Origin of the sequence: Blautia fusiformis (genome assembly GCF_020686995.1) — a bacterium.
Taxonomy (GTDB): domain Bacteria; phylum Bacillota; class Clostridia; order Lachnospirales; family Lachnospiraceae; genus Blautia_A; species Blautia_A fusiformis.
Window position 1 is genome coordinate 22,343 of sequence record NZ_JAJEPT010000007.1, and the last position, 13,164, is coordinate 35,506.

The window sequence follows — 13,164 nt, forward strand, 5'->3', positions numbered from 1 at the left end:
ATACAGAGCCTAGTGTCCCTGAAAGAAGTTAGAAGATAAATGGAGTGTGTCATGAAGAAAAATGAAAAAGCGCTTACTGTGGCATTCACAGGAGGCGGCGGAAAAACCAGTCTGATCCTTGGACTGGCAGAAATATTTTCCGGACAGGGAAAACGTGTGATCGTGACCACAACCACGCATATGGCATGGGAACCGGAACGTCCTTTTGCGGAGGCAGAGGACATTCCGGGAGCATGCCGGCTTATAGAACAATACGGATACGTCATCGCGGCTCATCACAAGGCCGGGCAGCCAAAGATTTCCGGCCCCGAAAAGGAGATCCTGGAAAAGCTGCCCGGCTTTTGTGATCTTCTTCTTGTGGAAGCTGACGGATCCAGGCGCCGACCCCTTAAAGTGCCGGCTGTTCATGAGCCGGTGATCCCTTCTTTTGCAGATGTGGTAGTAGGAGTGATCGGTCTTGACTGCATCGGCAGAAGGATCTGTGATACGGCACACCGTCCGGATGATGTGGCGGGATTTCTGGGAAAGCGTACAGATGAGCCTGTGACATGGATGGATGTGTGGAAGATCATCCGGTCTGAAGACGGATTGCAAAAAGGCGTGGACGGGCGAAGATTTCTTGCGTATCTGAACAAGGCAGATATTCTGGAGGATCCCTGTGTGGTGGAGAAGCTTATGGCACAAGGTCAGGAGTCTGGGATCATGATGATCTGCGGAAGCCTGCAGAGAAGTGTAAACAGCTAGTACAGCGAAAATTAAGTTTCTGCTATATTGACGCAGGATGATTTCTTCATCTGCAAGGCGGAGGAATGAGGCGTAGCGGTGGCTACGACGATTGACGACAACGCAGCAGATGAAAAATCAGGCAAGTCAATATGGCGGTTACTTAATATTCGCTGTACTAGAATCGAAAGGAAGTGGAGCGGTGATATGAAGCTGGGACTGATCATGCTGGCAGCAGGAAACAGCCGGCGGTTTGGAAGCAATAAGCTGCTGTACGGGATAGACGGAATGCCGATGTACAGGCATATCCTCCTGGAACTGAAAAAAGTGAAAGCAGCACTGGAGGAACAGGGGCACAGGTGTGAGATCACAGTTGTCACACAGTATGAGGAGATCGCGCAGGAAGCAGAGAAGCTTGGCGCGCGGTTTCTTTATAATCTGCATCCGGATGAGGGGATATCTTCCTCACTGAAGATCGGGCTGCGGGTCAACCGGGAGATGGATGCTTGTTTGTTTACGGTGGCAGATCAGCCGTGGTTGCGGTGGGAGACGGTTTTTGGACTGGTGGATGTGTTTTTGAGAGATGGGAAAGGGATCGCCTGTGTGGAGCATGATGGGAAGACCGGGAATCCCTGTGTCTTTTCGAAGAAGTATTATGGGGAGCTGATGGAACTTTCCGGTGATGTCGGAGGGAAGAGGGTGGTTGTGGCACATCGGGGGGATGTGGTTGTGATGAAGGTGGAGGATGGACGGGAGATGGTGGATGTGGATTTTGCGGACGGACGCCGGTGAGGTACCGTCTGGTTTGGGCTGGGCTTCGTCGGGGGCTGGCTTCTAAGGCGCTGGAAATCTGCTAAAACCGCTGAAAAAAATCCAGAACTCGCTCCTGCGTCGCTCAAACAGCTGGATTTTTTCCAGCAACGCAGATTCCCACCGCCTAAGAAGCGCACCCCTCCTGCAGAGCCAGCCCAAACCAGACGCTACCTCGCCGGCTGACGTGCGAAGGAGTGGAGGGCTAGAGTGAAGGCGTGAGTTTAAAGAATATAGCGAAAAGAGTTGCTGACGTGCGAAAGGGGAGATAGGCTAGAGTGAAAGTGTGAAGTTTGTAGAAGCAGAGCATCGATGATGAAAGCACCGGCTGATGTGTGAAATCACCGTGTCTGAGACAATTTTCACTTATACAAAAGCCAGCAGGGAACCGCCCTGGCGTAGTGGGATGTTCTGCAGGAGTCCTGCTGATTCTTAGGTGGTGTGGTTTCTGCGTTATTCCAAAAAGTTCTGCTGTCTGAGCGGCTTGACGCGAGTTCAGAACTTTTTGGAATGGTTTTAGCAGAAGCCGCAGCACCTTAGAAGCCAGTGGACGACGAAGCCCTTCCCGCTACGCCAGGGCGGTTCCCTGCGTACGTTCGTTATTATAATATAGATATTTCCTACATAAAGTGATTCTTAGCCGCTTCTTCCTCAGCCAGACGAACCGTCTCACCGGAAGGATTGGAGATCACTGCTGAAGCTACGATCTCACAAGGCGGGTTCCCTTTTACACTGTCAACGGCAGCCGTAACAGCAGATACATCACCAGTCAGAAAAACAGTGGCATGACCACCACACTTCGTCTGCCAGGTAAGAAAAGAAACATCAGAAGTCTTCAGCATCTGGTCGATCACCAGGATCGCATTACTGCTGCCAACAACCTCAACTAAACCAAAAGCACCATAATTCATAAATCCGTCGCCCCCTTTATTTATTGATCGTCATCTTCAGTGCGATCTCAGTATCCTCAGAAGGAGAAGCGATCACAGTATGAGAAACAACCTTACCAAGAGGTTTGGCTGCCTCCAGCGCAACCTCCATAGCTGCATTAACGTCAGAAACAGAACCACGCATCTTGACACAGGCGCCACTCTTCAGACGGTTACGTTCAACACTCTGGATCCTGACATTGGCTGCTTTGGAAGCAGCATCAAGAGCGACAAAACAGGCAACCAGGTTATCCAGCTCAAAAACACCTACAGCCATGCCCTTATAATTATTATCCATAAAAATACCTCCATGCGGAATAGATTCCAGTAATGTGGTTTCTTGACCGGTTTTACGTGGAATCATTACCGTTTTTATGGATTTATTATAACTTTTTTAGACAAAAATAGCAAGAAATAAATACACAGATAACAAAGTATTACTGAGAACGGAGTGAACAGTAGTTCATGAAGAGAACAGCAACGCAAAGTTTACTTTGGACGCCGGATATAGTATATTAATTAAATAAGAAATAGCAGGAAGGTGTAAAGAAATGCAGATACATCAGACAGACTTTTCAACAGGAAATGTCTATCGTAACATTATGGAAGTGGCTGTGCCGATGATCATTGCACAGATCCTAAACCTCCTTTACAACATTGTAGACCGGATCTATATCGGAAGGATTCCTGAGATCGGAGCCACTGCACTGACAGGAGTGGGACTGTGTTTTCCTATTATCACCCTGATCACCGCATTTACCTATCTTTTTGGAAATGGAGGAGCACCGCTTTGCTCCATGGAACGGGGAAGAGGAAACCGGGAAGAAGCAGAAATGCTCATGGGAAACACCTTTGTGATGCTGATCGGCACAGGAGTGATCCTGACAGCCATTGGCCTTATCTTTTACAGACCGATCCTCTATGCCTTTGGCGCCAGTGATGTAACCTTTTCCTATGCGGCAGACTACATAAGGATCTATCTTCTGGGAACCCTGTTTGTGATGATCACTCTGGGAATGAACCCGTTTATCAACAGCCAGGGCTTTGGAAACACAGGAATGCTCACGATACTGATCGGTGCTGTACTGAACATTCTTCTGGATCCCCTGTTTATCTTTGGGATGCACATGGGAGTCCGGGGAGCGGCTTTGGCGACTATCATTTCCCAGTTCTGTTCCGCCATCTGGGTTTTACGCTTCCTTACAGGAAAAAAGGCGATCCTGAACCTGAAAAAAAGCGCCATGAGGATCTCCTGGAAAAGAGTGGGCAGTATCGTAAGCCTGGGTATGTCCGGTTTTTTTATGGCATTTACAAACAGTCTTGTGCAGGTGGTATGCAATGCCACACTCCAGACCTGGGGTGGTGATATCTACGTTGGTGTCATGACAGTTTTAAATTCTGTCCGTGACGTTTTCACCATGCCGGTCCATGGGCTTACTACAGGTGCTTCTCCGGTCATGAGCTTCAATTATGGAGAAAAAGCATACGACAGAGTCAAAAAAGCAATTAAATTTATTACAGCTGTCTGTGTGATCTATACCCTGGTAGGCTGGGGAATCCTGAAGCTGCTTCCGGAATTTTTTATCCGGATCTTTAACAGCGATCCCGGGCTTCTGGAAAAGGGAGTTCCCGCCCTTCATATTTACTTTTTCGGCTTCTGCTTTATGGCATTGCAGTTTACCGGGCAAAGCGTGTTCGTAGCACTTGGAAAGGCAAAAAAGGCCACCTTTTTTTCTCTGCTCCGAAAGGTAGTAATCGTAGTACCGCTGACGCTCCTGCTGCCTCATGTGAATGGCCTGGGAACAGACGGCGTGTTCTGGGCGGAACCGGTTTCCAACCTTGTAGGCGGCTGTGCATGCTTTTTCACCATGCTGGCGACGGTACTGCCGGAGCTGAACAAACGTAAGGCATAAGACGGGCCGGATAAAGGTTTGCGGGAAATTTTGATATGTGTTAGAATGGACAGGATGATTTTTCTGCAAACTAAGCAGAAATCTTAAGAAGGGCCGGCGTATAGCCGGACAGGAATGAGAGGAAAATATAATGGCTTTATTTCAGGCATTTCGGGCAGTAAGACCTGCTTCGGAAAAAGCAGAAAAGGTGGCTGCACTTCCCTATGACGTAGTCAGCAGAGAGGAAGCGAGAAAGATCGGGGAAAAAAATCCGGAATCTTTTCTCCATATAGACCGTGCGGAGATGGATTTGGATCCGGAAACCGATCTTTATGATCCGAAGGTTTATCAGAAGGCAAGGGAAAATCTGGATCGTTTCCAGAAAGAAGGGATCCTGATCCAGGATGAGAAACCGAACTATTATCTGTATGAACTGATCCGTAAGGGAAGATCCCAGACCGGGATCGTAGGTGTCAGCTCCATTGATGATTACATGAATGGTGTGATCAAAAAGCATGAGCTTACAAGAGAGGATAAGGAGCAGGACCGCATCCGTCATGTGGATGTCTGTGATGCCAACACAGGCCCTATTTTTCTGGCGTGCAGATATCCGGCAGAGCTTCTTACTCTTATGGAAGAATGGAAAAATGCACATGCTCCTGTGTATGATTTTACTTCCGATGATGAGATCACACATCGTGTATGGGTCGTAGATGAGGAAGAAAAGATCCGGACTATACATAGTCTTTTTGGCGGGATCTCCTCTATCTATATTGCAGATGGCCACCACAGAGCAGCCTCCGCAGTAAAGGTGGGACAGAAGAGAAGAGCGGAGCATCCGGATTACACCGGAAAAGAAGAATTTAACTTTTTCCTGTCGGTGGTATTTCCGTATGACCAGCTGACCATCCTTCCGTATCACAGGATCGTAAAGGATATCAAGGGTATGGAACCCAAAGCCTTTATTGGAAGCATGAAGTTTAATTTTGAGCTGATGGCAATGCCGGGATTTCCATGTAAACCGGTGGAGAAACACTGCTTCGGGCTGTATGTAGACGGAGAATGGTTCCATCTGAAGGCATATCCGGATATCTATGCGGGTAAAGACAGCGTAGGTCAGCTGGATGTATCTATTCTTCAGGATAAGGTCCTGGGTCCGGTTCTGGGGATCAGTGACCCGCGTACCGATGAGAGGATCCGCTTTATGGGAGGAAACCACCGGCTGAAGGATCTGGCAGCAGCTGCAGATGAGACAGGAGGAGCTGCCTTTGCCATGTATCCTACATCCATGGAGGAGCTGATGACGATCGCAGACGAGGGTAAGCTTATGCCGCCAAAGAGCACCTGGTTTGAACCGAAGCTCCGCAGTGGCCTTTTTATCCATAAGCTTTCAGACTGATGCCAGAGGCTTTATAGATTTTTAATAAAATGGTCAGGAAAATCTTAGGAAATCACTACAGATTGCTCACATTTGTCCGGTAAGATACAAGTATATGCTGAGCAAACGCGAAAGAGGGGTTTTCATGACAAACGAACAGTATTACGATTGTATCCAGCCATATCAGAACGCATGTCAGATCATGCGCGCCAAGCTTGAGGTGCTCAACGGAAGCCTGTATCAGAAGTCTTCCGTATCTCCGATCCACAATATCCAGGAACGGATTAAATCCAAGAAGAGCATCGAAAAGAAGCTGGAGAAGCTGGGACATTCGGACAGTGTGCAGAACGCCAAGGATCATCTCCGGGATATCGCCGGGATCCGTGTGATCTGCTACTTTATTGATGATATATACAATCTTGTAAATGCGCTGAAGCGGCAGAGTGAGCTGATCTTTATCAGGGAAAAGGATTACATACAGAATCCCAAGCCTAACGGATACCGCAGCTTTCACGTGATCATTGCAGTTCCGGTGTATTATCTGGATACCATGGAGTATTTTCCGGTGGAGATCCAGCTGAGGACGATGACCATGGATCTCTGGGCAAGCATGGAGCACCGTGTCTGTTACAAGAAGCTTCCGGAACATAGGGATGAGCTTGCGGAGGCCTTCTGTCAGTATGCAGATATCCTTGGAAAGATCGAGGAACAGTTTGAAGCCTACAATGAAACAGGAATGCTGGAGGAGATCACACCTGCCCAGATTACTGAGAATTCGACGGAGGGATAGGAATGGAGATCGAAGAGGAATTTATATCCGGTTTCTGCCGTACCATGAACGGGGGCGAAACCGTCTGCTGTGAGTATACACGGCAGGAGGACAGCAGCAGGAAGCTGACCTTTATGGACTGCGCGCATGAAAGATGTGTAAACACAGGCGCCTGTGAGATCTTCAAACAGGCCCATGAGCTGGAGCAGAAATAAAAGATCAAAGAAAAGAAAACAGTGAAAAAGCAATAATGATAAAACAGCAATAATAATAAAACAGCAATTATAAAAAATCACAGAATACAGGAGGAGTGCGTATGAAGCACACAGTAGATGCAATGGGGAAACAGTGTCCGATCCCGGTTGTGATGACCAAGAAGATCCTTGACAAGGCTGAGCAGGGAGACGAGATCTTGATCCTGGTAGACAATGAAACAGCAGTAAACAATTTGAGCAGACTTGCCGGAAGTACCGGATGCAGCTTCGTATCCAGAAAAACAGAAGGTGGTTACGAGATCAATATGACAGTAAAATCTGATCCTGCTGCAAGAAGCCAGGCAGAGCCTGAGATCGTCTGCACACCGGCTGTTCCGCAGGGAGATTATACCGTTGCCATCACTTCCGATAAGATGGGAGATGGAGATCCGGAGCTTGGCGGGATCCTGATCAAGGGATTTGTGTATGCACTGACACAGCTGGAGACACCGCCGTCAGTTATGCTGTTTTATAATGGCGGAGCCAGACTTACCGCACAGGATTCACCATGTATCGAAGACCTTAAGACCTTACAGGAGCAGGGAACAGAGATCCTGACCTGCGGAACTTGCGTGAACTTCTACGGACTGAAGGAACCGGCAGTGGGAACCGTAACAAATATGTATACCATAGCGGAAAAGCTCACAAAAGCAGGAAAAGTGATCCGTCCGTAAACAGAGAAACATATAGAAACAACAAAAGTATATAGAAACTTACAGAAGCAGACAGAAACAAATAGAAATATACAGAAATGCCGCAGAGCCATTTTGAAGCCTGCGGCATTTCTGACATCCAGTTGGTATCTGGTTGATATCCGGTTATGAGCAAGCAACGAAGCGGATCGGGAATATCCGCCTGACTTAGCTCCGAACTTACAATTCCACATCAAGCTGCTGCTGCCACTCAAAATGTGATTAAACATACTCACATCGAGATAATGCGGATTCTCACGAATACCGCTTACTGTTTCTTTGTGTATGCTTTTGAGTAACCGGAGTTATCTCTACTCACAGATCCTAAGTACACTCCACAGTCGTTAATTCCCGAAATAGCCTTCGGTACATACTTACGTTTGCGGGATCATGCAACTTCGTAAGTCTCTGCATCTCTCAGATTCCGTGCTGCATTGAGATCTCTGTCCTCAATATATCCACATGTGCATCTGTAGATCCTGTCTGAAAGTTTCAGATCTTTTTTAATACAGCTGCAGCAGTGGCAGATCCTGGAAGATGGATACCATCGGTCAACTACTCTCAGTTCGATTCCATATTCAGCACATTTTGTTTTCAATTTTGTCCGGAATTCATAGAATTTCTGGGACGCAACTGCTTTTGAGAGATGCCGGTTCTTCATCATCCCGGATATGTTCAGATCCTCAATCGTCATATGAGACGGCTTGGTTTTCACTATCTCAGATATTACCTTGTTGATATGATCTGTACGGATATTTTCTATCCGATGATGAAGTTTCTGTACTTTAAGCTTTTGTTTGCATATATTTGCTCTTTGAGTGGTCTCCCCTTTCTTTAAGTTCTCATATTTACGGGAAAGCTTTCGCTGTGCCCGTCTTAATTGTTTCTCAAGTTTTCTAATCCGTGCTGTTTTATTGATATTTCTGTATACAGTTCCATTTGATACAACTGCAAAGTCTTTCAGCCCCAGATCAATTCCAATCCCATCAGTGAAATTTCCATCTGCTTCCGGAGCAGGTATATCGACAAGTGCAGACACATAATATCTGCCTGCTTTCATGGAAACTGCCCCGCTTCGGATCACATATCCATCCTTAGAGGTCGGAATGTAACCTTTTTCTTTCAGCCTTATCCAGCCAAGTGTTGGGATCTTGATCCTGTGACGTTCACAGAGACAGTCTTTGGGATTATTCTTTACAAAATACATTTTTACATCAGATCTTCCTTTTTTCTTATATCTCGGGAAACTACTCTGATGATGAAAAAATCTTGAAAAAGCGGTACAGGCATTTTCGATTGCATTCTTTACCGATTTGGAACTGACTTCTCTGATCCAGAAATATTCCGGATGCCTTGGAAGGTATTCATTGTTCAGCCATACACTGAACGACTTGCCGCTCATAAATCTTTCACCGGCATCATAACGTTCTTTATTATGAAACAGGTAGAAATTATAAATATATCTGCATGTGCCGATTGTCTTATGTATTTTGATCTTCTGCTCTTCTGTAGGATCGATCTCTGTCTTGAAGCTCTTCAGCAATCTCCTCATCCTTTTCTATCTGTTTTTTATACTTACGAAGTCCATATAATCTACAGGAAAACACATGAAGGATGGAAATAATATCCTGTACAAGTTCTTCCTGTGGTGACAGTTCTTCATTGTTCACCACCAGTATCATTGTGTGGAATTTCATGCAGAATCTTTCAAACCAGTCGTATCCAAAACGGATAAATCTGTCTTTATGCGTGATCACTATGGTTTTGACCTTCTGCTCCATGACTTCGTCCAGTAATCCATTCCATTTCTTGCGGTTATAATTAAGTCCGCTTCCATAGTCTTCAATGCACTGGTCTACGATCATTCCTCTGGCATTACAGAACTGACGCAGAAATGCTGTCTGATCTTGAAGATCATCCCTTTGGTTTTTGGTAGATACTCTTGCATAAATAACAACTTTTCGTTTATCATGTTCTATATTTATACCTTTAAATTGAAGATACTGGTCATATGTGTAATAACGTCTGTCTGTTGGAGTTCGGTTTGCTTTTAAGATTCCCTCTCTGTCCCATCTCTGAAGCGTTTTTACAGAAACACCTAATAATTCCGCAAAATCTTTTGGTTTATAATTTGTGATATTTGATGTGTCCATAATATACCTCCATAAGTATATTTAAACACATTTAATATCTTTTTGCAATATATTTAGTTACTTATATCATCCTCCTCAATATGATGGCGCTTTGCATAGCCGGTAAGCATCAGTGTCAGTGCACCGTCGCCGGTCACGTTGCATGCGGTACCGAAGCTGTCCTGCAGTGCAAAGATGGTAAGCATCAGTGCAGTGCCGGAGCTGTCGAATTTCAGTATTCCGGTGATGATGCCAAGGGATGCCATGACGGTTCCTCCGGGAACACCGGGAGCTCCGATGGCAAAGATACCCAGAAGAAGGCAGAACAGAACCATGGTACCCGGCGTGGGAACGGAGCCGTACAGGATCTTCGAAATCGCCATACAGAAGAAAACCTCTGTCAGGACGGAGCCACAGAGATGGATGTTTGCAAACAGAGGGATCCCGAAGCTGACCAGATCCTTACGGAGTGGTTTTGCCTTGGAGGCACACTGCAGTGCAACGGCCAGTGTGGCTGCAGATGACATGGTCCCTACGGCAGTCAGATAGGCAGGACCATAATGGCGGACAACCTCCAGAGGATTTTCTCCGGAATAGATTCCTGCAAGGATGTAAAGAAGCGCCATCCAGATAAAATGTCCGGCCAGGACCAGTACGATGATCTTCAGAAAAACAGGCAGCTGTCTGGTAATGGTTCCCTCGTAGGCAAGGCCGCAGAAGGTAGTGCCGATAAATAACGGAAGAATGGGGATGATGATCCGAGCCACCAGAGAAAGAACGATTTTCTGAAATTCATCCAGGAGCCCAGTGATCAGCTTCGCCTTTGTCCAGGTGGCGGCAAGTCCCAGCATCATTGCAAAAACAAGAGCACTCATAACGGACATGATCTGCGGGATCTCCAGCTCAAAGATCACCTCCGGCAGCCGCTTCAGTCCTGCAGCATAGGAATGGATGGACAGATGTGGAATGATGAGAAAGCCAGAGGCTGTGGAAAAAAGCGCTGCGCCAACAGAGGAGCCGTAAGCGAGGACAACCGCAACACCCAGCATCAGCGAAGCATTTTTGCCAAGCCTGGTAATGGACGGAGCGATAAATCCCAGCACGATCAGCGGCACGCAGAAGGTAATGAGCTGGCCCAGAATGTACTTGATAGTAACTGTGATATTAAGAACTGCCATAGAGATTCCGTTGGTGCTGTACCGGTTCAGGATAAGCCCGGCTATGATCCCCAGGATCACAGCGACCAGCAGCTTAAATGGCAGACTGTTGAAAAAAGATGTTTTTTTCATTGGAAAACCTCCTCGGATAGTATAAAATAAAGCCAGAGTTTATTATAAAGGTATTTGATAAAAATCACAAGGAGGATGAAATGATTTATCTGGATAACGCGGCTACAAGCTTTCATAAGCCGGACTGTGTGCTACGTGCTGTGGTGGAAGCCATGCAGCATGCAGGAAACAGCGGAAGGGGCAGCAGCAGCGAAGCAATGGCAGCCTCAAGGCTTATTTTCAATACAAGATGCCAGATCGCGGAGATGTTTGACGTATGGGGACCGGAATGTGTGGCCTTTACATCCAATGACACGGAAGCGCTCAATATCGCCCTGCAGGGAACACTTCATCCAGAGGAGGGAACTATCCATGCGATCTGTACGGAGATGGATCACAACAGTGTGCTCCGTCCGCTGTACCGCCTGGAAAAAAAAGGCATGAAGCTTACGATCCTGCCGGCAGACCGCAAGGGACGGATCTCCCTTACGGAGCTTGAAGCAGCCATCCGTCCGGAGACGAAGGTGATCGTCTGTACCCACGCTTCCAATCTGACAGGAAATCTCAATGATATCCATGCCATCGGTGCGATCGCACAGAAGCACCAGAAGCTTTTTATTGTGGATGCTGCCCAGACAGCAGGAGTATTTCCGATTTCCATGAAAAAAGATCATATAGATATTCTTTGCTTTTCCGGACATAAGGGCCTTATGGGACCCCAGGGCACAGGCGCCATCTGCGTTCGGCCGGGGGTATCTGTGGAGCCTCTGAAGGTAGGCGGAAGCGGCGTCCTCACCTTTCAGAGAGAGCATCCGCAGGATATGCCGGAGACACTGGAGGCAGGCACCCTGAACAGCCACGGGATCGCAGGTCTTGGCGCAGCCATCAGCTGGATTACCGAAATTGGAACAGAACAGATCCGAAAAAGAGAGCAGCAGCTGATGTGGCGTTTTTATGACCAGGTAAAGGAAATTCCGGGAGTTACCCTGTACGGAGATTTTTCCAGGGAAGAACGCTCCCCTGTGGTGACTCTGAATATTGCAGAGATGGATTCGGCAGAGGTGGCCATGATCCTTGATGAAGAGTACGGGATCAGTGTAAGAGCCGGCGGCCACTGTGCACCGCTGATGCACAAAGCACTGGGAACCGAAAAAACAGGAGCTGTCCGCTTTAGCTTTTCTTATTTTAATACGGAAGAAGAGGTGGACACTGCTGCCGGGGCGGTAAAGGAGCTTGCCGCGGAATAAACAGCGAAAGACGGACAGAAAGGACACAGAGAATGTATCAGACAATATATGATGTGGTAGAAAAAAGAGGGCGTGTAAAAACAGGAATCCTCCTGAACGGAGAGGATGCCGGGCTGAAATATCTTTTGGAAGAAAGCAGCTTTTTTTATCCGAAGAGAGCAGAAAGAAATAAAGAAGCAGAAGAATTCCTGAAAGCTTCCGTGGAAGCAGCTGTGGAAACCGGCGTTGTGAAAAACGGAGACCGGGAGATATTTGTGGAAACCTACGAGAAGAATCCCAGGCTGATCATACTGGGTGGCGGCCATGTTTCTCTTCCGGTAGCAGAGATCGGCAGGATGCTGGGCTTTCATGTAACAGTCATGGATGATCGGGAGGAATTTGTGACGGATGAAAGATTTCCCATGGCAGATGAGAGGATCTTTGGAGAGTTTGATACCCTGTCCGACAGGATCCCTCCCTATGAAAATGCCTACTATGTAGTGGTGACACGAGGCCATCTGGGAGATTCCGCCTGTGCAAGAGCGATCCTTAAGAGACCCTTTGCATATTTCGGAATGATCGGAAGCAGGACAAAGGTGCGGATCACCAGGGAAAAGCTCCTGAAAGAGGGCTTTACGGAGGAACAGCTGGATCAGATCCATGCCCCCATCGGACTTCCCATCGGAGGACAGATGCCGGCGGAGATCGCCGTGAGCATCATGGCAGAGATCGTGCAGGAAAAGAACCGGCATTTCCGCACCTACTGTGATGAGGAGGTGGAGGCAGCAGTACGCCGCAGGACACCGGGAACCATGGTTACGATCATCGAGAAGAAGGGCTCCTCACCAAGAGGAACCGGGAGCAAGATGTTCGTATTCCGGGACGGAAGCACGGCAGGAAGCATCGGCGGCGGGAAAGTGGAGTTTGAAGCCGGAAAACACGCAGTAAATATCCGAAATACGGAAACAAAGGTTTACGAGCTGGGACAGGGGGCAGGAGATCTGGGGATGATCTGCGGCGGAACTGTCCGGGTGCTTTTTGAGCCGGTAAATATGTGAAAGAACCGGCCAGGACTTGCATAATATTGCAGA

Annotated in this window: 14 protein-coding genes; 9 read left to right on the forward strand and 5 right to left on the reverse strand. The window is 47.4% G+C overall.

From position 1 onward, the window contains the following. The first annotated feature begins 51 nt into the window (after nt 1-51). Together yqeC and LKD46_RS07645 are read left to right on the forward strand one after the other, a co-directional pair. On the forward strand, nt 52-744 hold the full coding sequence (gene yqeC / locus LKD46_RS07640; RefSeq protein ID WP_158526414.1) for a selenium cofactor biosynthesis protein YqeC: 693 nt from the start codon (nt 52-54) through the stop codon (nt 742-744). A gap of 78 nt (nt 745-822) precedes the next feature. Then, on the forward strand, nt 823-1,515 hold the full coding sequence (locus tag LKD46_RS07645) for a nucleotidyltransferase family protein (RefSeq protein WP_199579954.1): 693 nt from the start codon (nt 823-825) through the stop codon (nt 1,513-1,515). A 638-nt stretch (nt 1,516-2,153) separates the two neighbouring features. On the opposite strand, the gene LKD46_RS07650 is transcribed toward LKD46_RS07645, so the two are convergent. Both LKD46_RS07650 and LKD46_RS07655 read right to left on the reverse strand, forming a co-directional pair. Beyond that, nucleotides 2,154-2,444 carry a BMC domain-containing protein gene (locus LKD46_RS07650; RefSeq protein ID WP_021651696.1) on the reverse strand — a complete coding sequence of 97 codons (291 nt, stop codon included), beginning with the start codon at nt 2,442-2,444 and terminating at the stop codon, nt 2,154-2,156. 16 nt (nt 2,445-2,460) lie between these two features. Next, on the reverse strand, nt 2,461-2,760 hold the full coding sequence (locus LKD46_RS07655; protein WP_015524766.1) for a BMC domain-containing protein: 300 nt from the start codon (nt 2,758-2,760) through the stop codon (nt 2,461-2,463). Nucleotides 2,761-3,013: 253 nt separating this feature from the next. Here LKD46_RS07655 and LKD46_RS07660 point away from each other — a divergent pair, with 253 nt between their 5' ends. From LKD46_RS07660 to yedF, 5 genes are all read left to right on the forward strand, one after another. Next, nucleotides 3,014-4,375: an MATE family efflux transporter gene (locus LKD46_RS07660; RefSeq protein ID WP_110102207.1), complete on the forward strand. Its 1,362-nt coding sequence runs from the start codon at nt 3,014-3,016 to the stop codon at nt 4,373-4,375. A gap of 130 nt (nt 4,376-4,505) precedes the next feature. Next, the gene (locus tag LKD46_RS07665) at nt 4,506-5,753 is read left to right on the forward strand and encodes a DUF1015 domain-containing protein (protein ID WP_110102209.1); all 1,248 of its coding nucleotides are present in this window, start codon (nt 4,506-4,508) and stop codon (nt 5,751-5,753) included. Between the two features lie 124 nt (nt 5,754-5,877). Beyond that, complete coding sequence (locus LKD46_RS07670; RefSeq protein ID WP_110102211.1) at nt 5,878-6,522, forward strand: GTP pyrophosphokinase; 645 nt, start codon at nt 5,878-5,880, stop codon at nt 6,520-6,522. Nucleotides 6,523-6,524: 2 nt separating this feature from the next. Next, nucleotides 6,525-6,716 carry a hypothetical protein gene (locus tag LKD46_RS07675; protein WP_015524771.1) on the forward strand — a complete coding sequence of 64 codons (192 nt, stop codon included), beginning with the start codon at nt 6,525-6,527 and terminating at the stop codon, nt 6,714-6,716. Between the two features lie 101 nt (nt 6,717-6,817). After that, on the forward strand, nt 6,818-7,429 hold the full coding sequence (yedF, locus tag LKD46_RS07680; RefSeq protein ID WP_015524772.1) for a sulfurtransferase-like selenium metabolism protein YedF: 612 nt from the start codon (nt 6,818-6,820) through the stop codon (nt 7,427-7,429). A 406-nt stretch (nt 7,430-7,835) separates the two neighbouring features. Here yedF and LKD46_RS07685 read toward each other — a convergent pair whose 3' ends face one another. The 3 genes from LKD46_RS07685 to LKD46_RS07695 form a co-directional block, all read right to left on the reverse strand. Further along, nucleotides 7,836-8,999, reverse strand: a complete 1,164-nt coding sequence (locus tag LKD46_RS07685; protein ID WP_110102212.1) for an RNA-guided endonuclease InsQ/TnpB family protein — start codon at nt 8,997-8,999, stop codon at nt 7,836-7,838. Then, entirely contained in the window at nt 8,929-9,585 is a 657-nt protein-coding gene (locus LKD46_RS07690; protein WP_173741318.1) for an IS607 family transposase, read from the reverse strand. Before LKD46_RS07690 ends, LKD46_RS07685 begins: the two co-directional genes overlap by 71 nt. Nucleotides 9,586-9,653: 68 nt before the next feature. Next, nucleotides 9,654-10,868, reverse strand: coding sequence for a dicarboxylate/amino acid:cation symporter (locus tag LKD46_RS07695; protein ID WP_022426826.1), 1,215 nt, complete (start codon nt 10,866-10,868; stop codon nt 9,654-9,656). Between the two features lie 80 nt (nt 10,869-10,948). Here LKD46_RS07695 and LKD46_RS07700 point away from each other — a divergent pair, with 80 nt between their 5' ends. Both LKD46_RS07700 and LKD46_RS07705 read left to right on the forward strand, forming a co-directional pair. Then, complete coding sequence (locus LKD46_RS07700) at nt 10,949-12,094, forward strand: aminotransferase class V-fold PLP-dependent enzyme (RefSeq protein WP_110102214.1); 1,146 nt, start codon at nt 10,949-10,951, stop codon at nt 12,092-12,094. Between the two features lie 32 nt (nt 12,095-12,126). Continuing rightward, nucleotides 12,127-13,131: an XdhC family protein gene (locus LKD46_RS07705; protein ID WP_110102216.1), complete on the forward strand. Its 1,005-nt coding sequence runs from the start codon at nt 12,127-12,129 to the stop codon at nt 13,129-13,131. The last annotated feature ends 33 nt before the right edge of the window (nt 13,132-13,164 follow it).

Excerpts from the sequence above, each read along its gene's own strand:
- LKD46_RS07665 (WP_110102209.1), top strand. The coding sequence starts at position 4,506 with ATGGCTTTATTTCAGGCATTTCGGGCAGTAAGACCTGCTTCGGAAAAA.
- LKD46_RS07655 (WP_015524766.1), bottom strand. The coding sequence starts at position 2,760 with ATGGATAATAATTATAAGGGCATGGCTGTAGGTGTTTTTGAGCTGGAT.
- yqeC (WP_158526414.1), top strand. The coding sequence starts at position 52 with ATGAAGAAAAATGAAAAAGCGCTTACTGTGGCATTCACAGGAGGCGGC.
- LKD46_RS07660 (WP_110102207.1), top strand. The coding sequence starts at position 3,014 with ATGCAGATACATCAGACAGACTTTTCAACAGGAAATGTCTATCGTAAC.
- LKD46_RS07700 (WP_110102214.1), top strand. The coding sequence starts at position 10,949 with ATGATTTATCTGGATAACGCGGCTACAAGCTTTCATAAGCCGGACTGT.
- LKD46_RS07675 (WP_015524771.1), top strand. The coding sequence starts at position 6,525 with ATGGAGATCGAAGAGGAATTTATATCCGGTTTCTGCCGTACCATGAAC.
- LKD46_RS07685 (WP_110102212.1), bottom strand. The coding sequence starts at position 8,999 with ATGAGGAGATTGCTGAAGAGCTTCAAGACAGAGATCGATCCTACAGAA.
- yedF (WP_015524772.1), top strand. The coding sequence starts at position 6,818 with ATGAAGCACACAGTAGATGCAATGGGGAAACAGTGTCCGATCCCGGTT.
- LKD46_RS07650 (WP_021651696.1), bottom strand. The coding sequence starts at position 2,444 with ATGAATTATGGTGCTTTTGGTTTAGTTGAGGTTGTTGGCAGCAGTAAT.
- LKD46_RS07705 (WP_110102216.1), top strand. The coding sequence starts at position 12,127 with ATGTATCAGACAATATATGATGTGGTAGAAAAAAGAGGGCGTGTAAAA.
- LKD46_RS07670 (WP_110102211.1), top strand. The coding sequence starts at position 5,878 with ATGACAAACGAACAGTATTACGATTGTATCCAGCCATATCAGAACGCA.
- LKD46_RS07695 (WP_022426826.1), bottom strand. The coding sequence starts at position 10,868 with ATGAAAAAAACATCTTTTTTCAACAGTCTGCCATTTAAGCTGCTGGTC.